20 protein-coding genes, 1 tRNA gene and 1 CRISPR repeat array (1 of these 22 running past the window's edge) are annotated in these 25,269 nt (G+C 64.9%); of the genes, 10 read left to right on the top strand and 11 right to left on the bottom strand.

Annotated elements, in window-relative coordinates:
- Nucleotides 1-61 precede the first annotated feature (61 nt).
- The 4 genes from ACN0V4_RS10485 to ACN0V4_RS10470 form a co-directional block, all read right to left on the bottom strand.
- Nucleotides 62-727 carry an FkbM family methyltransferase gene (locus tag ACN0V4_RS10485; RefSeq protein WP_417675784.1) on the bottom strand — a complete coding sequence of 222 codons (666 nt, stop codon included), beginning with the start codon at nt 725-727 and terminating at the stop codon, nt 62-64.
- A gap of 151 nt (nt 728-878) precedes the next feature.
- Nucleotides 879-2,402 (bottom strand): Fe-S cluster assembly protein SufB, encoded by a 1,524-nt coding sequence (sufB, locus tag ACN0V4_RS10480; protein ID WP_417675782.1) that lies wholly within the window; start codon nt 2,400-2,402, stop codon nt 879-881.
- Between the two features lie 17 nt (nt 2,403-2,419).
- Nucleotides 2,420-3,472, bottom strand: a complete 1,053-nt coding sequence (locus tag ACN0V4_RS10475) for a cysteine desulfurase family protein (protein WP_417675780.1) — start codon at nt 3,470-3,472, stop codon at nt 2,420-2,422.
- Between the two features lie 5 nt (nt 3,473-3,477).
- Complete coding sequence (locus ACN0V4_RS10470) at nt 3,478-3,939, bottom strand: Rrf2 family transcriptional regulator (protein ID WP_028094238.1); 462 nt, start codon at nt 3,937-3,939, stop codon at nt 3,478-3,480.
- A 181-nt stretch (nt 3,940-4,120) separates the two neighbouring features.
- Here ACN0V4_RS10470 and ACN0V4_RS10465 point away from each other — a divergent pair, with 181 nt between their 5' ends.
- The 6 genes from ACN0V4_RS10465 (at nt 4,121) to typA (ending at nt 9,943) form a co-directional block, all read left to right on the top strand.
- Nucleotides 4,121-4,774, top strand: a complete 654-nt coding sequence (locus ACN0V4_RS10465) for an alpha/beta hydrolase (protein WP_417675778.1) — start codon at nt 4,121-4,123, stop codon at nt 4,772-4,774.
- Nucleotides 4,775-4,841: 67 nt separating this feature from the next.
- On the top strand, nt 4,842-5,438 hold the full coding sequence (locus ACN0V4_RS10460; protein WP_417675776.1) for an HD domain-containing protein: 597 nt from the start codon (nt 4,842-4,844) through the stop codon (nt 5,436-5,438).
- Nucleotides 5,439-5,597: 159 nt separating this feature from the next.
- A complete protein-coding gene (locus ACN0V4_RS10455) occupies nt 5,598-6,812 on the top strand; it encodes an NADP-dependent isocitrate dehydrogenase (RefSeq protein ID WP_417675774.1) in 1,215 nt (404 codons plus the stop codon).
- Between the two features lie 180 nt (nt 6,813-6,992).
- The gene (locus ACN0V4_RS10450) at nt 6,993-7,607 is read left to right on the top strand and encodes a YitT family protein (RefSeq protein WP_417675772.1); all 615 of its coding nucleotides are present in this window, start codon (nt 6,993-6,995) and stop codon (nt 7,605-7,607) included.
- Nucleotides 7,608-7,711: 104 nt separating this feature from the next.
- Nucleotides 7,712-8,047 (top strand): DMT family transporter, encoded by a 336-nt coding sequence (locus tag ACN0V4_RS10445; RefSeq protein WP_417675770.1) that lies wholly within the window; start codon nt 7,712-7,714, stop codon nt 8,045-8,047.
- 75 nt (nt 8,048-8,122) lie between these two features.
- Nucleotides 8,123-9,943 (top strand): translational GTPase TypA, encoded by a 1,821-nt coding sequence (typA, locus tag ACN0V4_RS10440; protein WP_417675768.1) that lies wholly within the window; start codon nt 8,123-8,125, stop codon nt 9,941-9,943.
- A gap of 205 nt (nt 9,944-10,148) precedes the next feature.
- Here the strand turns inward: typA and ACN0V4_RS10435 are convergent, their stop codons facing one another.
- The 3 genes from ACN0V4_RS10435 to recA form a co-directional block, all read right to left on the bottom strand.
- Nucleotides 10,149-10,436, bottom strand: a complete 288-nt coding sequence (locus ACN0V4_RS10435; protein WP_417675766.1) for a DUF1330 domain-containing protein — start codon at nt 10,434-10,436, stop codon at nt 10,149-10,151.
- 4 nt (nt 10,437-10,440) lie between these two features.
- Entirely contained in the window at nt 10,441-13,098 is a 2,658-nt protein-coding gene (gene alaS / locus ACN0V4_RS10430; protein WP_417675764.1) for an alanine--tRNA ligase, read from the bottom strand.
- Between the two features lie 172 nt (nt 13,099-13,270).
- Nucleotides 13,271-14,350, bottom strand: coding sequence for a recombinase RecA (gene recA, locus ACN0V4_RS10425; RefSeq protein ID WP_417675762.1), 1,080 nt, complete (start codon nt 14,348-14,350; stop codon nt 13,271-13,273).
- 192 nt (nt 14,351-14,542) lie between these two features.
- On the opposite strand from recA, the gene ACN0V4_RS10420 reads away from it, so the two are divergent.
- On the top strand, nt 14,543-15,136 hold the full coding sequence (locus ACN0V4_RS10420; RefSeq protein ID WP_417675760.1) for a gamma-glutamyl kinase: 594 nt from the start codon (nt 14,543-14,545) through the stop codon (nt 15,134-15,136).
- On the opposite strand, the gene ACN0V4_RS10415 is transcribed toward ACN0V4_RS10420, so the two are convergent.
- The 4 genes from ACN0V4_RS10415 to guaB all read right to left on the bottom strand — a co-directional run bounded on the left by ACN0V4_RS10415 (nt 15,118) and on the right by guaB (nt 21,015).
- On the bottom strand, nt 15,118-17,388 hold the full coding sequence (locus ACN0V4_RS10415; RefSeq protein WP_417676386.1) for an ATP-binding protein: 2,271 nt from the start codon (nt 17,386-17,388) through the stop codon (nt 15,118-15,120). The genes ACN0V4_RS10420 and ACN0V4_RS10415 overlap by 19 nt on opposite strands.
- Before the next feature lie 221 nt (nt 17,389-17,609).
- On the bottom strand, nt 17,610-18,776 hold the full coding sequence (locus tag ACN0V4_RS10410) for an RsmB/NOP family class I SAM-dependent RNA methyltransferase (protein WP_417675758.1): 1,167 nt from the start codon (nt 18,774-18,776) through the stop codon (nt 17,610-17,612).
- A complete protein-coding gene (locus tag ACN0V4_RS10405) occupies nt 18,773-19,561 on the bottom strand; it encodes an MBL fold metallo-hydrolase (RefSeq protein ID WP_417675756.1) in 789 nt (262 codons plus the stop codon). The genes ACN0V4_RS10410 and ACN0V4_RS10405 overlap by 4 nt, the downstream gene beginning before the upstream one ends.
- Before the next feature lie 5 nt (nt 19,562-19,566).
- Nucleotides 19,567-21,015 (bottom strand): IMP dehydrogenase, encoded by a 1,449-nt coding sequence (guaB, locus tag ACN0V4_RS10400; protein ID WP_417675754.1) that lies wholly within the window; start codon nt 21,013-21,015, stop codon nt 19,567-19,569.
- A gap of 210 nt (nt 21,016-21,225) precedes the next feature.
- Here guaB and ACN0V4_RS10395 point away from each other — a divergent pair, with 210 nt between their 5' ends.
- The 3 genes from ACN0V4_RS10395 to ACN0V4_RS10385 all read left to right on the top strand — a co-directional run bounded on the left by ACN0V4_RS10395 (nt 21,226) and on the right by ACN0V4_RS10385 (nt 24,738).
- Nucleotides 21,226-22,365, top strand: coding sequence for a low temperature requirement protein A (locus ACN0V4_RS10395; RefSeq protein ID WP_417675752.1), 1,140 nt, complete (start codon nt 21,226-21,228; stop codon nt 22,363-22,365).
- A gap of 87 nt (nt 22,366-22,452) precedes the next feature.
- Nucleotides 22,453-24,489 (top strand): ASKHA domain-containing protein, encoded by a 2,037-nt coding sequence (locus ACN0V4_RS10390; protein WP_417675750.1) that lies wholly within the window; start codon nt 22,453-22,455, stop codon nt 24,487-24,489.
- Nucleotides 24,490-24,664: 175 nt separating this feature from the next.
- Nucleotides 24,665-24,738 (top strand) — tRNA-Gly (locus tag ACN0V4_RS10385).
- A 383-nt stretch (nt 24,739-25,121) separates the two neighbouring features.
- Nucleotides 25,122-25,269: a CRISPR direct-repeat array (repeat unit 32 nt; unit sequence GTTTCAATCCACGCCCCCGCGAGGGGGGCGAC); it runs 557 nt beyond the window's last position.

Genomic DNA, 25,269 nt, shown 5'->3' with positions numbered 1-25,269 from the left:
GCCAGGCCATACCATCAGCATTCCCCTGCACCCTGCAGTGCTCTGCGATCCATACCGGATTTCACAGCCGGCTTTCATGGACCACCATGAAATTCTCGTTCACCCGATAGCGGCGATATCGATCGACGGTCTTGTAGCCCCATTTGTCCATCAATTCGACAAATGCTTCGGCATTCTTATTTTCGACCTCGACGAACATCGGCGGCCTGGCCCGTGCAATGGTCTCTTCCAGCCCTTGCAGGACCGTGATCTCCATCCCCTCGACATCGATCTTGATGAAATCGACCTGGGTTTCGGCGAAGACGTCATCGCCGCGCAGCAGCTCGATTTCGCCGCTCCCCTCAACGATGCGTCCGCTGCCGACATTCCTTTCGTGGAAGGAAATCCCCGCGCCCTGCGCATGCACGTCGGTGAGCCCATATCCCAGCAGCCGCAGGTCGAACTGGCCCTCCAGCCGATTCATGAACACATTCTCGATCAGGACCTTATAGGCCACCGGATTGGGTTCGATCGGAACGACACAGGAGGCCCCCAGATAGGCCGCGGCGAACAGCCCGTGATTGCCGACATTGGCGCCAACATCCAGCATCACCCCGCCACGCGGGAAAAAACGCTGCATGATCATCAGCTCCGGCACCTCGTAGATCTCGCCGCGCAGATAGCACTTCTGGATCACATCTCTGGGCAGTTTCACCGAAAACAGCAGCGACTTGTCGAGAAACCGCACGACAGACACCCGTCCCTGCGCGGTTGTGAAACAGCCCCTCCGCCGCGCAGCAACGATGGACTCGAGTTCGGAGAAATCCCCCGAAAACTTGACTTTGCTTTCATTCATGACCGAGCTCATTTGTTGCGGCGATTGGCAGGCGACCTGGGCCTTAGCCTACCGACCCTTCCAGGCTGATGGCAACCAGTTGCTGCGCCTCCATGGCGAATTCCATCGGCAACGCCTGCAGCACGTCCTTGCAGAATCCGTTGACCACCAGCGCCACCGATTCCTCTTCGTCCATCCCGCGCGAGCGGCAGTAGAACAGCTGATCCTCATCCACCTTGGAGGTGGTCGCCTCGTGCTCGACGCGCGAGGAGTTATTCTTCACCTCGATATAGGGCACCGTATGGGCGCCGCATTTGTCGCCGATCAACAGGCTGTCACATTGGGTGTAATTGCGGCTGTTCTTGGCCTTCGGATGCATCGACACCAGACCGCGATAGGTGTTCTGCGCCTTGCCCGCGCTGATCCCCTTGGACACGATGCGCGACTTGGTCCGCTGGCCCAGGTGGATCATCTTGGTGCCGGTGTCGGCCTGCTGATGGTTGTTGGTGATGGCGATCGAATAGAATTCGCCCTGGCTGTCGTCGCCGCGCAGGATGCAGGAGGGGTATTTCCAGGTCACGGCAGAGCCGGTTTCGACCTGGGTCCACATCACCTTGGCGCGGTCGCCCCGGCAATCGGCGCGCTTGGTCACGAAGTTATAGATACCGCCCTTGCCGTTCTCGTCGCCCGGATACCAGTTCTGGACGGTGGAATATTTCACCTCGGCGTCTTCCTCGATGATGATCTCCACCACCGCGGCATGCAGCTGCGCCTTGTCGCGCTTGGGCGCGGTGCAGCCTTCCAGATAGGAGACGTAGGACCCCTTGTCAGCGATGATCAGCGTGCGTTCGAACTGGCCGGTGTTTTCCGCGTTGATGCGGAAATAGGTGCTCAGCTCCATCGGACAGCGCGTGTTGGGCGGCACATAGACGAAGGAGCCGTCCGAGAAGACGGCAGAGTTCAGCGTCGCATAGAAGTTGTCCGATACCGGCACCACGGAGCCGAGGTATTTCTTCACCAGCTCGGGATGTTCGCGGATCGCCTCGGAGATCGAGCAGAAGATGACGCCGGCCTTCTTCAGCTCGGCCTGGAAGGTGGTGCCGACGGAGACCGAGTCAAACACCGCATCGACAGCGACCTTGCGGCCCTCAGTCGGCATCTCCTCGGCGCCCTCGACACCGGCGAGGATCATCTGTTCCTTCAGAGGAATGCCCAGCTTGGCATAGGTGGCCAGCAGCTTGGGGTCGACATCGTCCAGCGACTTCGGCTTCACTTCCATGCTCTTCGGGCGGGCATAGTAATACTGATCCTGAAAGTCGATCTCGGGATAGTCGACCATCGCCCAGTCGGGTTCCTTCATCTCCAGCCAGCGGGCAAAGGCCTTGAGCCGCCAGTCGGTCATCCAGTCGGGTTCTTCGTTCTTGGCCGAGATCAGGCGAACGATATCCTCGGTCAGACCCTTGGGGGCATAGTCGGTCTCGATCTCGGTTTCCCAGCCGTATTTATAGGCCCCGCCGACCTCGCGTACCGCATCGACCGTTTCCTGATCGACGCCTTCCTTGACCTCGGTATGATCCATGGCGACCATCTGCTTCACTCCTGACCTCACGCCGCACGGGCGCGATGTTTTCTTTCTTTTTCGCACCACGCCTCGGCGAAGCGCAGCACATCTTCTTCTGTCGTCGCCGGGCCGATGGAAACGCGGATCGCGCCGCCGGCCGTGGCCGCATCATATCCCATCGCTCCGAGCGTCTGGCTGGGGCGCGCCTTGCCGCTGGAACAGGCGCTGCCCGCGCTGATCGCGAAGCCGGCCAGATCCATCTGCATCACCTGCGTTTCGCCCTTCCATCCCGGAGTGGCGAGGCACGAGGTATTGGGCAGGCGCGCCGCCGCTTTCCCGACGAAAATAGTCTGTGGGGCGGCGCCCGCAATAGATGACTCTAGAATATCTCTAAGTTTTTCGACCCGTTCCCAGATGCCATCGGCCAGATCGCGCGCCGCCGCCTCGGCCGCGGCGGCGAAACCGGCGATCCCGACGATGTTCTCGGTGCCCGAGCGGCGGCCCATCTCCTGACCGCCACCGCGGATCTGCGCAGCCAGATCGGTGCCGCGCTTGATCACCAGCGCGCCAATGCCCTTGGGCCCGCCCAGCTTGTGGGCCGAGACCATCGCCATGGTGGCGCCCAGCCAATTGAAGGCGACCGGGATCTTGCCAAAAGCCTGGGTCGCGTCGGTGACCGCCAGCCCCGCGGGCAGGGTCTGCAGCACGCCGGTTTCCGAATTGGCCATCTGCAACACGCTGTGTCCCGGGTCGGTCACTGTGACATGACCCAGGGCGTCAACCGCGAGATCCTCGGTGATCCAGGCCCGCACCGCATCATGTTCCACCGCCGCGCCATGCAGACCCCGGCCGGCGCAGGCCAGCGCCGCCGCCTCGGTCGCGCCAGAGGTGAAGATCACATCGGCCCCATCCGCCCCGAAGGCCGTGGCGATCTGGCCTCGCGCGCGTTCGATCAGCGCCTTGGCGGCGCGCCCCTCGGCATGAACGCTCGACGGGTTGCCGATCACCTCCATCGCCGCGATCATCGCCGCCTTCGCCTCCGGCCGCATCGGCGCGGTGGCGTTGTAATCCAGATAGACGCGCGTCGAGCCGGACATCCCTATCACTCCGCGTCGACGACGGAGAAGATCGACGGGACCGCCGGACAGGGCGCCAGCCCGTTCCCGATCACATCGGCCAGGCTGGTCTGATGCAGGAAGACATAGACATGCGCGCTGAGGCTTTCCCACAGCCTGTTGGTCAGCGACTGCGCCCGGCTGCCCGACGATCCGCCCGAGGCGCCGGCGCCCTTGTGCATCGCATCGACCGTCTCGTCGACCGCCGCCAGCACATCGACCACCCGGATATCCTCGGCCGGTCGGGCCAGCCGATAGCCACCACCCGGACCGCGCACCGAGGCCACCAGATCGGCGCGGCGCAGCTTGACGAAGAGCTGCTCGAGATAGGGCAGCGAAATCTTCTGTCGCTGCGCGATATCTCCCAGCGTCACCAGCGCCCCTTCGGGCTGCAACGCGATATCGGCCAAAGCGACCATCGCGTAACGTCCTTTGGTTGACAGCTTCATTCCCGATCGCCTCCACACCCGTTTTTTCGCGAGATTCTTGACGTTGCGCCTGTCAATGCGTATCTCCGCCTAGCAGCACAAAACCGCGCTCCGCGCCATTTAGAAACGTTCTAAGGTATCCTAGCGATTTCGTCAAGAATATCCCGGATGCCTTCCGACCAAAACAGGACAGACGCCAAATATGCCCGAGGTGATTTTCGCCGGACCCGAAGGCCGCCTGGAAGGCCGCTATCACCCGCAGAAGGAAAAGGACGCGCCGATCGCCATCGTGCTGCATCCGCATCCGCAATTCGGCGGCACGATGAACAACAAGGTCGTCTATAATCTGCACTATGCCTTTTATAACATGGGCTTCACCGTGTTGCGGTTCAATTTCCGCGGCGTGGGGCGCAGCCAGGGCGAATACGACCAGGGAATCGGCGAGTTGTCGGATGCCGCATCGGCGCTCGATTACCTGCAGTCGATGAACAACAACTCCAAGCATTGCTGGGTCGCTGGCTTCTCCTTCGGCGCCTGGATCGGCATGCAACTGCTGATGCGCCGGCCCGAGATCACCGGTTTCATCTCGGTGTCGCCGCCGGCGAATATGTATGACTTCTCCTTCCTGGCGCCCTGCCCGTCCTCGGGGCTGATCATCAATGGCACCGCCGACCGGGTGGCGCCGCCGGCCGATACCACGGCCTTGGTGAACAAGCTGCACGAGCAGAAGGGGATCACCATCACCCATCGGGAAATCGAGGGGGCCGATCACTTCTTCCAAGGTCAGCACATGGACACGATGATCGGCGACGTCTCCGATTACGTGAAACGGCGGCTGACCGAAAACACGCGATAACCTGCGACCGGGGACCAGCGCTGCGCCGGTCCCCGCCGGGACCGGGGCGGTGGGAAAGGATTATTCCATGACCGACCCAAACACTGCGCGTCTCGACGCGCAGATCGCTTTTTTGAAAGAGGCGGACAAGCTCAAGTCCGTCCTGCGCGCAAGCAAGCTGATCGACGGCACGCGCCACGAGAACTCGGCCGAACATAGCTGGCACATCATGCTCTATACGCTGGTTCTGGCCGATCAGGCCGGCCCCGGCGTCAGTATCGACCGGGTGATCCGGATGCTGTTGCTGCATGATCTCGTCGAAATCGACGCCGGCGACGCGCCCATCCACGGCAGCGTCGATCATGCCGCCATGGCCATCAAGGAGGCCGCCGCCGCGCGCCGCCTGTTCGGCATGCTGCCCGAGGATCAGGGCGCGGATTTCCTGGCGCTCTGGCAGGAGTTCGAGGCGGCGGAAAGCCCGGATGCGCAATTCGCCAAGGCCATCGACCGGGTGCAGACCCCGGTTCTCAATCTGGAAACCGATGGCGGGAGCTGGATCGACTATAACGTCACGCTCGAACAGCTCGACCTGCGCGTGGGCAAACCGATCCATCGCGGCGCCCCCGGGCTCTGGGCCTGGCTGCGCCCCAAGATTGCCGCGTTTTTCGCCAGCCGCGCCGCCTGATCCGGCGCCACGCGCCCGAATTCAGGACGCAGACCAGAGCGCGCGCGCGACATTTTTGTATACCTCCGTATACATTCTTTTCCGCAGAGCGGAATTGGAGTAAACCGCGCCCGACTCCCCTACCGGAGCCTCCTCCACCGAAGCACAGGGACCGCACCGATGACCAAGATCAAGGTGAACAACCCGATCGTCGATATCGACGGCGACGAAATGACCCGGATCATCTGGGATTTTATCAAGAAAAAACTGATCCTGCCCTATCTGGACGTCGATCTGCTCTATTACGATCTGGGGATCATGGAGCGTGACCGCACCGACGACCAGATCACCGTCGACGCCGCCATGAAGATCAAAGAGGTCGGCGTCGGCGTCAAATGCGCCACCATCACCCCGGATGAGGCGCGGGTCGAGGAATTCGGCCTCAAGCGCATGTACCCGAGCCCGAACGGCACCATCCGCAACATTCTGGGCGGCGTCGTCTTCCGCGCCCCGATCATCTGCCGCAACGTGCCGCGGCTGGTGCCCGGCTGGACCAAGCCGATCGTGGTCGGCCGTCACGCCTTCGGCGATCAGTACAAGGCCACCGACTTCCGCTTTCCCGGGCCAGGCAAGATCACCCTCAAGTTCGAGGGCGAGGATGGCACCGTCATCGAACGCGATGTCTATAACGCCCCCTCTGCCGGCGTGACGATGGCGATGTACAACCTCGACCAGTCGATCATCGACTTCGCCCGCGCCTCGCTGAACTACGGGCTGAACCTGGGCTGGCCGGTCTATCTCTCGACCAAGAACACCATCATCAAGGCCTATGACGGCCGCTTCAAGGATCTGTTCCAACAGGTCTTCGAGGAGGAATTCGCCGAGGCCTTCAAGGAAAAGGGCATCTGGTACGAACACCGGCTGATCGACGACATGGTGGCAAGTTCGCTGAAATGGTCGGGCGGCTATGTCTGGGCCTGCAAGAACTATGACGGCGACGTGCAGTCCGACACCGTGGCGCAGGGCTATGGCTCGCTCGGGCTGATGACCTCGCAGCTGATGACGCCGGACGGCAAGATCGTCGAGGCCGAGGCCGCGCATGGCACCGTCACCCGCCACTATCGCCAGCATCAGGCCGGCAAGGAAACCTCGACCAACTCGATCGCCTCGATCTACGCCTGGACCGGCGGGCTGAAGCACCGCGCCAAGCTGGACAACAACGCCGCGCTGATGACCTTCGCCGAAACCCTGGAAAAGGTCGTCGTCGCCACCGTCGAATCCGGTTTCATGACCAAGGATCTGGCGCTGCTGGTGGGGCCGGACCAGAAATGGCTCACCACCATGGGGTTCCTGGAAAAGATCGACCAGAACCTGAACAAGGCGCTGGCCGGCTAAGCCGATCCCGCTTTGACAAGACAGTGCCCGGAGCCTCTGCCGAGGTTTCGGGCATTTTCGGTCCTGTCCCCGCGTCAGAGGCGGCAAAAGGACGCCGCCCGATTGACTGGTCAGCACTTCTGTCCTATTTTCTGCATATGCGAAGAGACCCGTAAACCGCAGCAGGATGTGGGAACGACGATGCAGACCAACGTTCAGAAATCGCTTGATCACAGTGCCTTGGACGATGTGCAAGGGCTGGGATTGGGGATATTCCTTTCCGGCATAGGCATCCATGTGCTGACCAGCGCCGGGTTGATCACCGGCCAGACCGCCGGGGTGGCGGTGATCCTGTCCTATCTGACCGGCTGGTCCTTCGGCACGATCTTCTTCATCATCAACATCCCATTCTACCTGCTGGCCTATCGCCGGCTGGGCCTGGAGTTTACGCTGAAATCGGCGCTGTCGGTGACGCTGCTGTCGGTGACGACCGAGCTTTTGCCGCTGGGCTGGACGGTGGGGCCGATGTCGCAGCCGCTGGCGGCTCTGGTCTTCGGCGCGGCCACCGGTCTGGGGTTGCTGGCGATGTTTCGTCACAACGGTTCGCTGGGCGGGCTCGGCGTGGTGGCGCTTCTGGTGCAGGACACCACCGGCTTCAAGGCCGGCTATGTCCAGCTCATGGTCGATGCGGTGATCTTCGCCATCGGCCTCTTCCTCTTCCCCGGCACAACCGTGCTTTGGTCGCTGCTGGGGGCGGTGGCGCTGAATCTGGTGATCGCCTTCAACCATCGCCGCGACCGGTATATCGCAACCTGAGACACCGCCGGCACCCGCCCGCGCTTTACCCGCGGCAAGGTCTCTGTATACAGGACACCACTGGGCCAAGCCGCCCACCGCGCTTCATTGTCCGAGACCTGCCCATGCCCGCCCATTACCTGTACCTGATCCTTGCCGTCGCGGCCGAGACCATCGGCACCTCTGCCCTGCAGGCCAGCCAGCAGTTCAGCCGGCTGATGCCCTCGATCCTGGTGCTGGTGGCCTATACGGTCAGCTTCTATCTGCTGTCGCAGGTGCTGCGGGTGATGCCGGTGGGGATCGTCTATGCGATCTGGTCCGGCCTCGGCATCGTCTTCATCGCGATGATCGGTTTCGTCGTCTTCGGGCAGAGGCTGGACCTGCCGGCGGTGCTGGGTCTGGGGCTGATCATCGCCGGGATCGTGGTCATCAACCTGTTCTCGGGCTCTGCAGGGCACTGATCGCGCGTTTTGCACTGGCGTTCTGCGCTGCAGCGCGTTATGCGCGCAGCAATTCCCGCATTCGAGGCATGACATATGGACCTTCGCAATATCGCGATCATCGCGCACGTTGACCACGGCAAGACCACCCTGGTGGACGAGCTGTTGAAACAATCGGGCGCCTTCCGCGAAAACCAGGCCGTGGCAGAACGCGCCATGGACAGCAACGACCTGGAGCGCGAACGCGGCATCACCATCTTCGCCAAGCCGACCTCGGTCGAATGGAAAGGTACCCGCATCAATATCGTCGACACCCCCGGCCACGCCGACTTTGGTGGTGAGGTCGAGCGGATCCTGTCGATGGTCGACGGTGTTGTGCTGCTGGTCGACGCCGCCGAAGGCCCGATGCCGCAGACCAAATTCGTGACCTCCAAGGCGCTGGCGCTGGGGCTGCGCCCCATCGTAGTGCTGAACAAGGTCGACAAACCCGACGCCGAACCCGATCGCGCGCTGAACGAGGTCTTCGATCTCTTTGCCTCGCTCGACGCCAACGAAGATCAGCTCGACTTCCCGCATATGTATGCCTCGGGCCGCTCCGGCTGGGCGGACACCGAGCTGGACGGGCCGCGCAAGGATCTGAGCGCGCTGTTCAGCCTGATCATCAACCATGTCCCGGCGCCGAAGCAGATCAAGCAGCAGGGCGATGATTTCCGGATGCTCGCCACCACGCTGGGGGCCGACCCCTTCGTCGGCCGCATTCTGACCGGCCGCATCGAAACCGGCAAGGTCAAGGTCGGCCAGACGGTGCAGGCGATTTCCCGCATCGGCCAGAAGATCGAACAGTTCCGGGTGACCCGGGTGCAAGCCTTCCGCGGCCTCGGCCAACAGGACATCGACGAAGGCATGGCCGGCGATATCGTCAGCCTCGCCGGCATGTCGAAGGCTACCGTCGCCGACACCATCTGTGCGCTGGCCGTCGATACCCCGCTGGACGCCCAGCCGATCGACCCGCCGACCATCACCGTCACCTTCGGCATCAACGACAGCCCGCTGGCTGGCCGCGAAGGCAAGAAGGTGCAATCCCGCGTCATCCGCGAACGGCTGATGAAAGAGGCGGAATCGAACGTCGCCATCAAGATCGCCGACACCCCGGGTGGTGAGGCCTTCGAGGTTTCGGGCCGTGGCGAACTGCAGATGGGCGTTCTGATCGAGAACATGCGCCGCGAGGGGTTCGAGTTGTCGATCTCCCGGCCGCAGGTCATCATGCGCGACGATGAGAACGGCAAGAAGCTGGAGCCGATCGAAGAAGTCACCGTCGACGTCGATGACGAATATTCCGGCGCGGTGATCGAAAAGCTGACCGGCACGCGCAAGGGCGAGCTGGTCGAGATGCGGCAGAACGCCGGCAAGACCCGGATCATCGCCCATGTTCCGTCGCGCGGCCTGATCGGCTATCACGGCGAATTCCTCACCGATACCCGCGGCACCGGCGTGCTGAACCGCGTGTTCCACTCCTGGGCCCCCTACAAGGGTCCGATCCCGGGCCGGCGTCAGGGCGTGCTGATCTCGATGGAAGACGGCGAGGCGGTGGCCTATGCGCTGTGGAACCTGGAAGAGCGCGGCAAGCTGTTCCTGGGCGCCCAGGCCAAGGTCTATCAGGGCATGATCATCGGCGAGCACAGCCGCGACAACGATCTGGAAGTGAACCCGCTGAAGGGCAAGAAGCTGACCAACGTCCGCGCTTCGGGCACCGACGAAGCGGTCAAGCTGACCACCCCGATCACGCTGTCGCTGGAAGAGGCCATCGCCTATATCAACGACGACGAACTGGTCGAGGTCACGCCGGAATCGATCCGTCTGCGCAAGCGCTATCTCGATCCGCATGAACGCAAGCGGATGTCCAAGACCATCGGTTGATCCGAAAGGCCGCCCTCCGGGGCGGCCTTTTTCTTGGCCCCGACTGGCGCTGGCTGACCCCGGCAGGCCCGGCCAGGCCCCGGCAGAAATCTGAGCCGACACGAAAAAGCGCGCAGGCCCTGGCCCGCGCGCTTTTCTCTTTCGTCAAAGATCGGTGAACCGATTGCCCGCTTCCCTGCCGCAGCAAGGAAGAAGGGAAACAGCGTTATTCGCTGGTCTCGACCACCATCAGCTCGCGCTCCGAGGCGCCGCGCGCATGGCTCAGCGCCTCCTGATACTCGGGGGAGTGATAGCACTCCACCGCCGCCTCGACGCTGGGGAATTTGGCGACCACGTTGCGCGGCCGTTCCTTACCTTCGAGCTGCACGTAACGGCCGCCCCGGGCGATGAACTCACCACCATGCTTGGCAATCGCCGGCCCGGCGAGCTTGGCGTATTTGCCATAGGCCTCCTCATCGGTGACCGTCACATGCGCGATCCAGAGTGCGCCCATCGCGTTATCCCTCCAACGCTTTCTCCGCCGCGGCGATCGCCTCGTCGGCCTTGCTGAAATCGCTGCCGCCGCCCTGCGCCATGTCGGGCCGGCCACCGCCACCCTTGCCGCCAAGCGCTTCGACCGCCGGGCGCAGCAGATCCGGAGCCTTCACCCTTTCGGTCAGATCCGGGGTCACCCCCACCGCCACGGCGACCTTGCCGCCGGTGTCGGCGATCAGCAGCACCACGCCTGAGCCCAGCCGCGCCTTGTGTTCGTCGACCAGCGGCGGCAGATCCTTGCCGGTGACACCGGTCAGCGCCTGGGCGACGAATTTGACGCCGCCGATCTCCTTGACCTCGGGCGCCGCCTTGCCACTGCCGGCCATCGCCAGATCGCGACGCAGTTGCGCCACCTCGTTGCTCAGCTCCTTAAGCCGTTGCTGCTCGGCGCGTACCCGTTCGACCATCTCGTCGGGGGTGGCCTTAAGCTCGGCCTGCAGATCGGCGAGGATGGTACGCATCTTCACCACATAGGCCTCGGCCCCCGGGCCGGTCAGCGCCTCGATCCGGCGCACGCCGGCGCTGCTGGCGCTGTCCCCCAGCAAGATGAATTCGCCGATATCGCCGGTCCGTTTCACATGGGTGCCGCCGCAGAGTTCCAGCGAATAGGTCTCATGATCCGCCCCCTTGCCGGAGCCGGGTTGCACGCCCATCGACACCACGCGGACCTCGTCGCCGTATTTCTCGCCGAACAGCGCCTGGGCCCCAAGCGCGCGGGCATCGTCCGGCGTCATGATCCGGGTTTCCACCGCGGTGTTCTGCCGGATGTAGTCGTTCACCTCCGCCTCGACCTGGGCGATCTCCTCGGAGCTGAGCGCCTTGGCATGGCTGAAGTCGAAGCGCAGCCGGTCGGCCGCGTTGAGCGAGCCGCGCTGTGCCACGTGATCGCCAAGCGCGCGGCGCAGCGCCTCGTGCAGCAGGTGGGTGGCGGAGTGGTTGGCGCGGATCGCGGCGCGGCGGTCGTGATCGACCTCCAGCAACGCGCCCTCGCCCACGGTCAGCTTGCCCTCGACCACCTCGGCGAAATGGATAAAGACGCCGGCGGCCTTGCGGGTGTCGATGATCCTGGCCACGCCGCTGTCGGCGCGCAGGGTGCCGGTGTCGCCGATCTGGCCACCGGATTCGCCATAGAAGGGCGTCTGGTTCAGCGCGATCTGCACGGTGTCGCCAGCCTTGGCCTCGGCCACCTCGGCCCCATCCTTGATCAGCGCCAGGATCTGCCCCTCGGCGGTCTCGGTGTCATAGCCGAGGAATTCGGTCGTGCCCTTGTTCTCGGCGATATCGTACCAGATGGTGGCATCCGCCGCCTCGCCGGAACCGGCCCAGGCGGCACGCGCCTTGGCCTTCTGTTCCGCCATGGCGCTGTCGAAGCCGCTGGTATCGACGGAGCGGCCCTTTTCGCGCAGCGCGTCCTGCGTCAGGTCGAGCGGGAAGCCGTAGGTGTCGTAAAGCTTGAACGCCGCCTCGCCCGGCAGCGCCGCATCCTCGGGCAGGCCCGCCAGTTCGTCGTCGAGCAGTTTCAGACCGCGATCGAGGGTCTGCTTGAAGCGGGTTTCCTCCAGCTTCAGCGTCTCTTCGATCAGCGCCTGCGCCCGGCCGAGTTCCGGATAGGCCTCGCCCATCTGGCGGACCAGCGCCGGCACCAGGCGGTACATCAGCGGATCCTTGGCGCCCAGCAGGTGCGCATGACGCATCGCCCGGCGCATGATCCGCCGCAGCACATAGCCGCGCCCGTCATTGCTGGGCATCACCCCGTCGGCGATCAGGAAGGAGGTCGACCGCAGGTGATCGGCGATCACCCGGTGATGGATGCGGCCCGCCCCGTCGGGATCGGTGCTGGTGGCATCGGCGCTGGCCAGGATCAGGCTGCGCATCAGGTCGGTGGCATAGTTGTCGTTGGTGCCCTGGAGCAGCGCCGCGACCCGTTCGATCCCCATGCCGGTGTCGATCGACTGCGCCGCCAGCTCGCGCCGGGTGCCGTCCTCGAACTGCTCGTATTGCATGAAGACGAGGTTCCAGATCTCGACGAAACGGTCGCCATCCTCCTCCGGGCTGCCCGGAGGGCCACCCCAGATGTGATCGCCGTGATCATAGAAGATCTCGGTGCAGGGACCGCAGGGGCCGGTCGGCCCCATCATCCAGAAGTTGTCGTTGGTGGGGATCCGGATGATCCGGTCATCGGAGAAGCCGGCAACCTTCTTCCAGATCGCGGCGGCCTCGTCATCGGTATGATAGACCGTGACCAGCAATCGGTTCTTGTCGATCCCCAATTCCTTGGTGATCAGCTCCCAGGCGAAGGGAATGGCATCTTCCTTGAAATAGTCGCCAAAGGAGAAATTCCCCATCATTTCAAAGAAGGTATGGTGACGCGCGGTATAGCCGACGTTGTCGAGGTCATTGTGCTTGCCACCGGCGCGCACGCATTTCTGCGCCGAGGTCGCACGCTTGTAGTCGCGGTGTTCGACCCCGGTGAACAGGTTCTTGAACTGAACCATCCCCGCGTTGGTGAACATCAGCGTCGGGTCGTTGCGCGGCACCAGCGGGCTGGAGGGGACGATCTGATGTCCCTGTTTGGCGAAATAGTCCAGAAAGGTCGACCGGATGTCGTTGAGGGTGAACATTTTGGGGGCTCTCGGCGGTCAGTTATGCGGTTCCGCGCAGGTTTATCCCCCTGGTTCCGCCCTGTCCACTGCCGCTTGCCCGAAACTGCGGCAGCGGGGCACAAAGATCGGGCCAAAGAAAAAGGGCAGCGCCTGATGGCCCTGCCCCAATCCCTTGCGCGGTGAGCCTCGCTCACGCCTCGAGGATATCGTCGCCGGCTTCCGAATGGTCGACCATATCGAATTCGAGCCCGTGCGAGGCACGGATCTTATCCTCGATCTCCAGCGCGATCGGCTCGTGCTCGCGCAGGAACTGCTTGGCGTTCTCCCGCCCCTGGCCGATGCGTTCGTCGCCATAGCTGAACCAGGCGCCGGATTTGTTGACGACCCCGGCCTTCACCCCCAGGTCCAGCAATTCCCCCATCTTCGAGATGCCTTCGCCATACATGATGTCGAATTCCACCTGCTTGAAGGGCGGCGCCACCTTGTTCTTGACCACCTTGACCCGGGTGGCGTTGCCGACCACCTCGTCGCGATCCTTGATCGAGCCGATGCGGCGGATATCGAGACGTACCGAGGAGTAGAATTTCAGGGCGTTGCCGCCGGTGGTGGTTTCCGGGCTGCCGAACATCACGCCGATCTTCATCCGGATCTGGTTGATGAAGATCACCATGCAGTTGGACCGCGAGATCGACCCGGTCAGCTTGCGCATCGCCTGGCTCATCAACCGGGCCTGCACGCCGACGCTGGAATCGCCCATGTCGCCCTCAAGCTCGGACTTCGGGGTCAAGGCGGCGACCGAATCGACCACCACCATATTGACCGCCCCGGAGCGCACCAGCGTATCGGTGATCTCCAGCCCCTGTTCGCCGGTATCGGGCTGCGAGATCAACAGCTCGTCCAGATTGACGCCCAGCTTGCGGGCATAGAGCGGATCCAGCGCATGTTCGGCATCGACAAAGGCACAGATGCCGCCACGCTTTTGCTGCTCGGCGATGCAATGCAGCGTCAACGTGGTCTTGCCCGAGCTTTCCGGCCCGTAGATCTCGACGATCCGGCCCATCGGCAGCCCGCCGATCCCCAGCGCGATATCCAACCCCAGAGAGCCGGTCGAACTCGCCTCGATCTCCGGCAGGGCGTTGTCGCCGCCCAGCTTCATGATCGAGCCCTTGCCGAACTGCCGTTCAATCTGGGCCAGCGCGCTTTCCAGAGCTTTCTGCTTGTCGGCGCTGGATTTATCGTTCTTGCTGCTCATCGTCAAAAGATCCGCCATTGTCCCATTCGCCCTATGTTTGGCACACCCGTCACCGGGCGGCAATCGCGTGTTTGTTCACCTCTTGTTCCTTATGGGGGTAAAAGGAGAACATTTCAATCATAAACTTGCACCCCCAGCATTTTACGATTTTAGTTAAATTTGCGTTTACGGCGGACTTGGCCGCGATCGGCGCCGGAGGTATAAGTCTAAATGCTTGTTTTCTATAAAGAACGACTGGTTTTCCTCTCGGTGCCGAAAACGGGCACCACGGCCTATCAGACCGCTCTGAGGGACCGCGCCGATATCGTCATCTCGGATCCGCCCGAATTGAAGCATGCGCCGGTCTATCGCTATAACCGTTTCTTCCGGCCGATGTTCGAAAAAGTCTGCCACGCCGACATGGACACCCTCGCCGTCATGCGCGAGCCGGTCAGCTGGTTGGGAAGCTGGTACCGATACCGCCGCCGCCCCTTCATGCAGGGCAAGGAGAATTCCACCCACGATCTCAGCTTCGACGATTTCGTCGAGGCCTATGTGAAGGGCGAACCGCCCGGCTTTGCCCGCGTCGGCAGCCAGGCCAAATTCCTCGAACCCCGGCCCAACGGCACCCGGGTGACCCATCTCTTCCGCTATGAGGAGCCCGACCGGCTGCACGCCTTTCTCGAGGACCGGCTGGCGATGAAGATCGACACCGCGCGCGAAAACGTCTCTCCCGAGATGCCGCTCAGCCTTTCCAAGGGGATAGAGGCCAAGCTGCGCCGCAAATGCGCCGAGGAATTCGACCTTTACGACTCGATCGGCTGAGCTGATCGGCCCGCCGGCGGCTGGCGCATCTGCTGATAGACCGTCTCGGCCAGTTGCGTCAGCGAGAAGGGCTTGGGCAGGAAGACCGAATTCGGCACCTCCGGCGCGTCCGCCTCGAAGGCGCCCTCGGCATAGCCCGAGACGAAGACCACCCGCACGTCGGGGCGCTGGATCTGGGCCTGGCGCACCCAGGTGGGCCCATCGAGGCCAGGCATCACCACATCGGTGACGAAGACATCCACCGCCAGATCGGGGTCTTCCAGCATCTTCAGCGCATCCTCGGCCGATTCGGCCTCCAGCACGGTATAGCCGCGCAATCTCAGCGCGCGCGAGGCGAAGGCACGCACCGGCGCCTCGTCCTCGACCAGCAGGACAACGCCCTCGCCCTGATGCGCGGGCTCTGCCGCGATGGCGGCGACGGGGGCCGGCTGATCCTCGTCGTTGGGTTCGTAGGCCGGGAAATAGAGGGTGAATTCGGTGCCCGCCCCTTCGACGGAATCGACGAAGATATAGCCGCCGGTCTGCTTGATGATGCCATAGGCGGTCGACAGCCCCAGCCCGGTGCCCTCGCCGGTGCGCTTGGTGGTATAGAAGGGTTCGAAAATCTTCTGCAGCTTGTCGCGCGGGATGCCGACACCTTCGTCGCGCACCTTGACGGTGACATAATCGCCCGCCGGCACGGTGGCGCGATCGCGCTCCAGCGGCGCGTCCAGGCTCAGCACCTCGGTCTCGATCCGGATCTCGCCGCCCTGGGGCATCGCATCACGGGCGTTGACCACAAGGTTCATCAGCACCTGCTCCAGCTGCCGCTTGTCCGCCCGGATCGGTCGCAACACCGGATCATGGCTCAGCGTCAGCGTGACCTTTTCCCCCACCAGGCGGTTGAGCAGATGGGTCAGGTCGGACAGCGTGTCGCGCAGATCCACCACCTGCGGGCGCAAGGTCTGCTTGCGCGAAAAAGCCAGCAACTGGCCGACGAGCGATGCGGCGCGGTTGGCGTTCTGCCGGATCTGCATCAGATCGCCAAAGTCCTGATCGCCCTGATCGTGGCGCAGCAACAGCAGGTCGCAATGGCCGGAGATCGCGGTGAGAAGGTTGTTGAAATCATGCGCGATACCGCCGGCGAGCTGGCCGATCGCCTGCATCTTCTGGCTCTGGACGAATTGCGCCTCGAGCGATTTCAGCTCGGTCGCGTCATTCATCACCGCGATCAGCACCGGCGCCCCCTCCTCGACCACGCGGCTCAGGCTGACCTGGACGAAGGTCTCGCGATCCTTGCGAGACAGCCGCAGGAATTCGCTGGGATGGGCGCCGGCGCCACGGGCGGTGTCGCGCAGCCAGTCGGCGATCGGTCGGCCGAGCCCCTGCATGAAACTGCCGATCATCGCCTCGGGCCCCACCGGCGCGCCCAAAAGTTCCACCGCCTGGCGGTTGGCAGCCAATATGCGCCCCGAGGGTGCCAACCTGAGCATCGGCACCGGCAGCGTGTCGAACCCCGAGGCCTGGGAGGCGCCGATCTTGCCCTCGGTCGGCATCAGGAACAGCTCCGCCCGCCCGGCGGCGCCGTCGAATTCCAGCACCAGAACGTCGCGCAGCCCCTCGGTGGTCGAGATCACATTGACCTGCCCCTTGCGCACCGGCAGCGCCGGGAACAGCCGGTCGAGAGACTTCACCCTCTGGCCGACCAGGAGGCGCGCGGCCTCGTTCATGAACAGCACCGCACCTGCCCGACCCAGGGTGATCACCGGCACCGGCATCGCCTCGGCCCCGCGGGCGGAATGCGGCCGCTCGGACATGTCATCGACCCGCCACAGGAACCCCTGATCGCCCATCTGATGCACGGCAAGGCGGACATGACCGCGCCGGGTCACCAGATCCTCGCTGGCGGCGCCACCCTGGGCGGCCCGGGTCTGCAGCCGGTAGAGCACCGCCGAGGGGTTGGCGAAGATCGACCGCAGGGTGCCGGCCAATGTCTCGCTATCGGTCTCGGGAAATTGCGTTTCGGCGGCGAGATTGCGCGCCCGGACCCGGCCTTCGGCGTCGGCGACGAAACTTGGCACCGCGTCCTTTTCGATGAACCCCTCAAGCAGCTCATGGGCCAGATCGAGCGCATTGCGCGCCACCCGCCGTTGCGCCCAGAGCACCAGGCTGACCGCCATCAGCGTCGCCCCTGCCGCCAGCGACCCCAGCCGCGGCAGCCCCGGTTGCGCCAAGGTCAACCCGCCGATGATCAGGCAGAGCGCCAGCAGCATCACCCCGACCACGCGCGACGCATCGGGCGCGGGAATATGAAACAGGTTCTTGACCTTGATCGGGCGGCTGGTCACGGCAGGCTCCGTCCCTGGGGTTGAGACCCCGCGCCCGGATATCGCGCGACAGGAGTCGGGTGGTATTGAGGCCTCTTTGTCGCGGCAGAAGGGTTAAACCCGTCTTAACGCTGATCTTTTCCACCTGAAGGCGATTATGAGACAGATTACTCGCGGGTCAAGTGGGCGGAGAAGAACCCGTCAGTACCGCCCTCGACCGGCCAGGAGCGGCGCCAGGCGCAGCGCCAGCCGGGATGGCGCGCCAGAAAGGCGTCGATCCGCTGGCCGTTCTCGCGGTCAAGCTGGGAACAGGTGGCATAGGCCAGCATGCCGCCCGGCGCCACCAGGCCGGCAGCGCGGTCGAGGATCTGATCCTGCGTGACATTGAGCTGATCGAGCCCTTCGGGCGTCAGCAGCCATTTGCCCTCGGGCGCCCGCCGCCAGGAGCCGCTGCCGGAACAGGGCACGTCGCAGAGCACCAGATCATAGGGCGCCTTGCGGTCGACCTCGTCGCCCTCCAGCAGGCTCACTTTGAGCCCGGCGCGCTCGGCCCGGGCGGGCAGATCGCGCATCCGGCGCGGCGCGGCGTCATGGGCAAAGAGGGCGAGCCGCGCCCGGGCGCCAAGCGCCAGCGTCTTGCCGCCGCCGCCGGCGCAATAATCCAGCACCCGCATGCCCTCTTGCAGCGGCAGGGCCTCGACCACCGCCTGGCTGGCGGCATCCTGCAATTCGACCCGACCGTCGAGATAGGCGGCGGCATTGCGGATGGCCCGCGCGCCCTCGGTGACCTCGAGCGCGGTCTCGGCGGCCGGATGGGGCTGGGTGATCACCCCGTCCGCTGCCAGGGCCGCAAGGGCCTCCTGCCGCGACACCTTGGCCAGATTGACCCTGAGATGTACCGGCGCGCGGGATTGCAGCACCTGCGCGGCGGCCTCGGCCCGATCCCCCAGGCTGGCCGTGAACTCGGGCCAGAGCCAGTCCGGGATATCCATCGCCTCCGCCCCCGGCGCCGGGGGATGACCGGCGGCAAGCTCCTCGGCCGCAAGCGGCGCCGGCGCGTGGCCCTCGCCGGTGAACATCGTCGCGGGGTCGATGCCGTCGCGACGGCAGAGCCCCAGCACCAGCCCGCGCCCGGTGGCGGCCCCGCCAAGGGCGGCGAGCGAGCGACGCGCGCGCAACACGTCGAAGACGTGATCGCGCACCGCGGCGCGGTCCTTCGAGCCGGCAAAGCGGCTGTGCCGCGCCCAGCCGGTCAGCGCCTGTTCGGCCGGGGTGCCGGCGGTGATCTGGTCAAGAATGTCGATGGCCGCGGCGAGGCGGGCGGCAGGCGTCACGGTGCAACGCTCCGGTATCCATCGCCCGCGACCTCGAGCCGCAGGAACTTCTGCGCCCCGGTCAGATGGCTGGCACTGAACACCAACCCCTCGGCGGCGATGGTGGCAAGCGCCATGCGGCGCGAGGCATCGCCCTGCGCCGGGTCGATGTCATAGCGGGTGTGGATGTCGGGATCGGGGAATTGCAACTCGGGACAATGGATCACATCGCCCAAAAGCACCAGGCCACCGTCGAACCGCAGCCCCATGTGGCCGGGCGTATGCCCCGGCAGATGCCAGGTGGTCATCCCCTGCCCCAGGGTGTCGCCGTCTCCGACCACCTCCACCTGATCGCTGCAGGCCGCCAGCAGACGGCCCCCCGCGGTATCCTCGCGGCCCTGCCAGAAGGCCTGTTCGGCCGCATGCATCACCAGCCGCGCCGCCGGGAACACCGGGCTGCCGTCGGGGTGCAGCGCGCCGGCGGCGTGATCGCCATGCAGGTGGGTGAAGATCACCCGGTCGATCTCAGCCGGCGCAATGCCGAGACCGTCGAGCAGCCCCGGCAGCCGGCCGCCGGCACCGGCATAGATGGTCGGCCCGCAGCCGGTATCGACCAGATCGAGCGTACCGTCGGCATGGCGCAGCAGGTGCACGTTGACCTCGGGCTTCAACCCCTCGGGCAGCACCGCCGCCACCCGCTCCGGATCGGCCTCGGGAAAGACCCCGGTGCCGAGATCAAGCTGCCCGTCGGTCAGGCAGAGGATCTCGGTCAGGCCGGCACGGAAACGGGCGATCGGCGGTGTCATTGCGCTCACCCGATCCGGTAGTTCGGGCTTTCGCGGGTGATCTGCACGTCGTGGACATGGCTTTCGCTCAGGCCCGCGCCGGTGATCCGCACGAAATTGCAGTTCTTGCGCATCTCTTCGATGGTGGCGTTGCCGGTATAGCCCATGGCGGCGCGCAGGCCGCCGACCAGCTGGTGGATCACCGTCGCCGCCGGGCCCTTATAGGGCACCTGGCCTTCGATGCCTTCCGGCACCAGCTTGTCGCTGGCCGCATCCTTCTGGAAATAGCGATCGGCCGAGCCGCGTGCCATGGCGCCGAGGCTGCCCATGCCGCGATAGGATTTGAACGAGCGGCCCTGATAGAGCACCACCTCGCCCGGCGCCTCGTCGGTGCCGGCGATCATCGAGCCGATCATGGCGCAGGAGGCCCCGGCGGCGATCGCCTTGGCGAAATCGCCCGAGAACTTGATGCCGCCATCGGCGATCACCGGCACGTCACCGGCGGCCCGGGCGCAATCCATGATCGCGGTGAGCTGCGGCACGCCGACGCCCGCCACCATCCGCGTGGTGCAGATCGAGCCCGGGCCGATGCCCACCTTGACCGCATCGGCGCCCGCGTCGATCAGCGCCCGCGTCGCCTCGGCGGTGGCGACGTTGCCGGCGATGATCTGCACGTCGTTCGACAGCGTCTTGGCGCGGGTCACCGCGTCGAGCACGCCGGCGGAATGGCCGTGCGCGGTGTCGATCACCAGAATGTCGACGCCGGCGTCGATCAGCTCGCCCGAACGTTCATAGCCGGAATCGCCCACCGAAGTCGCTGCCGCCACCCGCAGCCGGCCCAGATCGTCCTTGCAGGCGGTGGGGTTCAGCACCGCCTTCTCGGTATCCTTCAAGGTCAGAAGCCCGGTCAGCCTGCCCTCGGCATTGGTGACCAGCAGCTTTTCGATCCGGCGCTCCTTCATCAGGTTGATCGCCTCGGCGCGATCGGCCGGTTCCCGCAGGATGGCAAGGTTATCGCTCGTCATCATCGCATGGACGGGGGTGGCATCCTCGCGGGCGAAGCGCATGTCGCGGTTGGTGACGATGCCGACGACGCGGCCCATCTCGTCGACCACCGGGAAGCCGGTGAAGCCGTAGCGGTCGCACAGCGCCTTGGCATCGGCCAGGGTCTGGTTCGGGGTCAGGGTGATCGGGTTATAGACGATGCCGCTCTCAAACCGCTTGACGCGGCGGACTTCTTCAGCCTGGGCCTGGGCGTCGAGGTTCTTGTGGATCACGCCGATGCCGCCGGCCTGCGCCATGGCGATCGCCATGCGCGCCTCGGTCACAGTGTCCATGGCACTGGACAGAAGCGGAATATTCATGCTGATACGGCTTGTTACGCGCGTCGTCGTGTGTGCCGTCGAGGGCAACACCGACGAAGCCGCCGGAACAAGCAATACGTCATCGAAGGTCAGGGCCTCACGAATCTCCATCGGACATCTCCAGGGGGTGGATCGTTTGGCGCTTCCCTATTGCATGGATGGGGGGGAGAGAAAAGGCCAATTCGCCCCCTGCCCGCCCTGCCCGGGCAATCCGCGCGCGTCTTGCAACCCTGCTCTGCATGTGACGCTCTGTCACCGGACAGATTGTCGCGCCCGGTCATTCGCCCTAAACCAAAGGGACCACGCGAATGGAGTATTTCCTTGTCCCTGTTTCTGATGATCCGACCGCTGCGGCCCCGCGACCCGCATGAGCATCACCGTGCCGCCACCCAGTTGGAGCTGTTCTTCGACCTGATCAGCGTCATCGCCATCGCCGCGATCACCGCCGCCTTCCATCATGCGATCAGCGCCCACCACGGCGCCGAGATGCTGCCGAACTTCCTGTTCCTGTTCTTCGCCACCTGGTGGGTCTGGCTGAACCACACCTGGTATTCCTCGGCCTTCGACAACGATGATGCGCTCAGCCGGGTGCTGACCTTCGTGATCATGGCGGGTTTCCTGCTGTTCGCCGCCGGGGCGGAACGGATCTTCGAGACGATGGATTTCGGCTATGGGCTCTGGGGCTGGGTGATCATGCGTCTGGGCATGGCCGGGCTCTGGCTGCGGGTGGCGAAAAGCGCGCCCGACTATCGCGGCACCGCGCTGCGCTATGCGGTGGGCATCCTCTTCGCCCAGGCGCTCTGGTGTCTGCTCTATTTCTCGACCCCGCCGGGCGGCGCCGCCTTCTTCGCTGGCGGCATCGCGATCTTTCTGGTCGAACTCGCCGTTCCGGCATTGGCCGAGCGGCACAAGGCCACCTCCTGGCACCGTCACCACATCATCGAACGCTATGGCCTGCTGAACATCATCATCCTGGGCGAGATCCTGCTGTCGATCTCCTTCATGATGGAGCCGCTCTATTCCCACGGGTTCGACTGGGCACTGATCTCGGCCGCCGGCGCCAGCCTGCTCATCGTCTTCAGCCTCTGGTGGCTCTATTTCCTCGAGGCCGAGCATCTGGTGTCGAACCGGCTCTCCACCGCGCTGATCTGGGGCTATGGCCATGTCATCGTCTTCTTCGCCGGCGCCCTGCTCGCGGCGGGGTTTGGCGCCGCATTCGACGTGATCAGCCATCATTCCGAGATCACCGCCGATCAGGCCGGCCAATATGTCGCCGCCGCAATTGCGCTTTATTTCGCCGGGCTCTGGCTGGTGCGCGACCGTGTCATGCCCGGCGGCTGGGTGCTGCTGCCGGCGACCGCACTGGCGCTCTGGGGCGCGGTGGCGGGCGTCGCGCTCTGGCCGGTGGCGGCGCTCTGTCTGGCAACGCTGGTGCTGCGCGGCTGGCTCGGCGCACGCTGACAGGTCGCAGGCCGGCGCAAAAGGGACGCAAACCCGACAGTCGCGCCGGCCCGCCCGCCCTAGTCTGAGCCCGGAAAGAGAGGGCGCATGACCGAGGATCCGCTTGTTATCTTCACCCCGGCCGGCAAGCGCGGACGGTTTCCGGCGGGCACCCCGGTTCTGACCGCAGCGCGCCGGCTTGGCGTCGATCTCGAGTCCGTCTGCGGCGGGCGCGGCATCTGTTCCAAATGCCAGATCACCCCCTCCTACGGCGAATTTTCCAAGCATGGCGTGCATGTGGGCGCCGACGCGCTCAGCCCCTGGAACGCGGTCGAGCAGCGGTATCAGGACAAGCGCGGACTGGCGCCCGGACGGCGGCTGGGCTGCCAGGCCTGCATCCAGGCCGACGTGGTGATCGACGTGCCGCCCGAAAGCCAGGTGCACCGCCAGGTGGTGCGCAAGGAGGCCTCGGCGCGGCAGGTCTCCATGGATCCGGCAACCCGCCTGTTTCTGGTCGAGGTGGAACAGCCCGACATGCACTCCCCCACCGGCGATCTGGAGCGATTGGAACGCGCCCTGCGTGAGCAATGGGGGATCGAGGCGGTCGAGGCCGACCTCAGCCTGCTGGGCAAGCTGCAACCGGCCCTGCGCAAGGGAAATTGGCAGGTCAGCGTCGCGCTCTTGCGCGACCATCGCGGCGGACCGGCGCGGCTGATCGAGATCTGGCCCGGGCTGCACGAGGGCGGGCTTTACGGATTGGCGGTGGACCTGGGATCGACCACCATCGCCGCGCATCTGACCGATCTGGAAAGCGGCGCCGTAGTGGGCTCGGCCGGGATCATGAACCCGCAGATCCGCTTTGGCGAGGATCTGATGAGCCGGGTCTCCTATGCGATGATGAACCCCGGCGGCACCGAGGAGATGACCGCGGCGGTGCGCGCCGCGCTGAACGATCTGGCGCGCGAGATCGCCGATCACGCCGGGATCGACCCGGCGCTGATCGTCGAGGCGGTCTTTGTCTGCAACCCGGTGATGCACCACCTGCTGCTTGGCATCGACCCGGTGGAACTGGGTCAGGCGCCCTTTGCCCTGGCCACGGCCGAGGCCCTGAGACTGGGGGCGGCGGAGCTTGACCTTGATGTGATGAACGCCCGCGCCCGCGTCTATGTGCTGCCCTGCATCGCCGGCCATGTCGGCGCCGATTGCGCCGCGGTGGCGCTGGCGGAAGAGCCGCAGAAGTCCGAGGATCTGGCACTGATCGTCGATGTTGGAACCAATGCGGAACTGCTGCTGGGCAATACCACCCGGGTGCTGGCCTGTTCCTCTCCCACCGGTCCGGCCTTTGAAGGCGCCCAGATCAGCTCGGGCCAGCGGGCCGCCCCCGGCGCGATCGAACGGCTGGAGATCGACCCGGTGACGAAGGAGCCGCGGTTCCGGGTGATCGGCTGCGATCTGTGGTCGGACGAGCCGGGCTTTGACGTCGCCACGGCGGACACCGGGATCACCGGCATCTGCGGCTCTGGCATCATCGAGGCGGTGGCCGAGATGCGGATGGCGGGGCTCCTCGATGCCTCCGGCCTGATCGGCTCGGCCGAGCAGACCGGCAGCGCGCGCTGCCTGCCCGAAGGGCGCACGCACAGCTATGTCATCCATGACGCCAGTGCCGCCGGCGGTCCGCGGATCACCGTGACCCAGGGCGATATCCGGGCGATCCAGCTGGCGAAATCCGCGCTTTACGCCGGCGCCCGACTGTTGATGGACGAGATGCGGGTCGACCGGGTCGACCGGGTGGTTCTGGCCGGGGCCTTCGGCGCCCATATCTCGCCCAGACACGCCATGGTGCTGGGGATGATCCCCGACGTGGCGCTGGAAAAGGTGATCAGCGCCGGCAATGCCGCCGGCACCGGGGCGCGCATCGCGCTTTGCAATATCGCCGCACGGGCCGAGGTCGAGCGGCTGGTCCGCCAGATCACCAAGGTCGAAACCGCCATCGCGCCGAAATTCCAGGAGCATTTCGTGGCGGCCAATGCGATCCCGCATTTCAGCGATCCGTTTCCAGAACTGGCCAAGCTGGTCGCCCTGCCCGAGGTCACCTTCAACGCCAGCCCCAATGCGGGCGGGCGCAGACGGCGCCGACGCGACTGAGCGCGCCTGCGGCCAGAGTATTTTCGCGCAGAAGACGCTGCGGGGCGCGCCACGCGCATCGCCCCGTGTGAAGCGCCCCCGCGAGGGGCCGAGGAGCGCGCGAATTTTCGCCCCGAAACCGCCGCTTCGCCCCTTGACGCGCCTCCGGCCCGCGATTATCCAGTCGCTCCAGAGCGCGGGTATGGTGAAAAGGTATCACGCGAGCTTCCCAAGCTTAAGTTACGGGTTCGATTCCCGTTACCCGCTCCATCTTCCGAAAATTCCGACTTGAAAGTCATGCGCTTACGCCGAGATGCGCCTGGCGCAGGATCATGTCATGCGACACTTTGCATGAGGGATCTCTGGCAAAGCTCCCTCTCTTGCGGCAACGAAGACTGTGCCAGATGTCTGGCAGGCCCTCGCGCCGAAGGGCGCCCAGGCTGGTATTCGCACTGATCGCGATCGCCTGATCGCTCGTCTTGCAGGACGCCGGCATCGGCTGCCTCGGGCGTGCGAGCCGAGACAACACAGGGCAGCCCGCCCCCGGGGCCTCCGGCCGGAATTTCCACTGTCTCCACGATGCCCCCGACGCTGACCCATTCCAGCGACGCGACCGTGGCCGTGACGGATCATCAGTGGCGATGAACACAGGCGCCTCAATCCACGCTCCCGCGAGGGGGGCGACCCTGATCATGATCGCGACGCATGAGGTCAAGGTTGGTTTCAATCCACGCCCCCGCGAGGGGGGCGACGCCGAGCAGGCGGCCAAGCACATCAAGGCGAATGAGGTTTCAATCCACG

It is taken from the genome of Pseudodonghicola sp., assembly GCF_048268305.1.
Lineage (GTDB): Bacteria > Pseudomonadota > Alphaproteobacteria > Rhodobacterales > Rhodobacteraceae > Pseudodonghicola.
Note: the sequence above shows the minus strand (reverse complement) of the source record. Positions and strands in the feature narration are given on the sequence as shown.

Excerpts from the sequence above, each read along its gene's own strand:
- ACN0V4_RS10475 (WP_417675780.1), bottom strand. The coding sequence starts at position 3,472 with ATGTCCGGCTCGACGCGCGTCTATCTGGATTACAACGCCACCGCGCCG.
- ACN0V4_RS10465 (WP_417675778.1), top strand. The coding sequence starts at position 4,121 with ATGCCCGAGGTGATTTTCGCCGGACCCGAAGGCCGCCTGGAAGGCCGC.
- ACN0V4_RS10390 (WP_417675750.1), top strand. The coding sequence starts at position 22,453 with ATGACCGAGGATCCGCTTGTTATCTTCACCCCGGCCGGCAAGCGCGGA.
- ACN0V4_RS10470 (WP_028094238.1), bottom strand. The coding sequence starts at position 3,939 with ATGAAGCTGTCAACCAAAGGACGTTACGCGATGGTCGCTTTGGCCGAT.
- typA (WP_417675768.1), top strand. The coding sequence starts at position 8,123 with ATGGACCTTCGCAATATCGCGATCATCGCGCACGTTGACCACGGCAAG.
- ACN0V4_RS10420 (WP_417675760.1), top strand. The coding sequence starts at position 14,543 with ATGCTTGTTTTCTATAAAGAACGACTGGTTTTCCTCTCGGTGCCGAAA.
- sufB (WP_417675782.1), bottom strand. The coding sequence starts at position 2,402 with ATGGTCGCCATGGATCATACCGAGGTCAAGGAAGGCGTCGATCAGGAA.
- ACN0V4_RS10450 (WP_417675772.1), top strand. The coding sequence starts at position 6,993 with ATGCAGACCAACGTTCAGAAATCGCTTGATCACAGTGCCTTGGACGAT.
- alaS (WP_417675764.1), bottom strand. The coding sequence starts at position 13,098 with ATGTTCACCCTCAACGACATCCGGTCGACCTTTCTGGACTATTTCGCC.
- ACN0V4_RS10415 (WP_417676386.1), bottom strand. The coding sequence starts at position 17,388 with ATGCTGCTGGCGCTCTGCCTGATCATCGGCGGGTTGACCTTGGCGCAA.
- ACN0V4_RS10405 (WP_417675756.1), bottom strand. The coding sequence starts at position 19,561 with ATGACACCGCCGATCGCCCGTTTCCGTGCCGGCCTGACCGAGATCCTC.
- recA (WP_417675762.1), bottom strand. The coding sequence starts at position 14,350 with ATGGCGGATCTTTTGACGATGAGCAGCAAGAACGATAAATCCAGCGCC.
- ACN0V4_RS10460 (WP_417675776.1), top strand. The coding sequence starts at position 4,842 with ATGACCGACCCAAACACTGCGCGTCTCGACGCGCAGATCGCTTTTTTG.
- ACN0V4_RS10445 (WP_417675770.1), top strand. The coding sequence starts at position 7,712 with ATGCCCGCCCATTACCTGTACCTGATCCTTGCCGTCGCGGCCGAGACC.
- guaB (WP_417675754.1), bottom strand. The coding sequence starts at position 21,015 with ATGGAGATTCGTGAGGCCCTGACCTTCGATGACGTATTGCTTGTTCCG.
- ACN0V4_RS10435 (WP_417675766.1), bottom strand. The coding sequence starts at position 10,436 with ATGGGCGCACTCTGGATCGCGCATGTGACGGTCACCGATGAGGAGGCC.
- ACN0V4_RS10455 (WP_417675774.1), top strand. The coding sequence starts at position 5,598 with ATGACCAAGATCAAGGTGAACAACCCGATCGTCGATATCGACGGCGAC.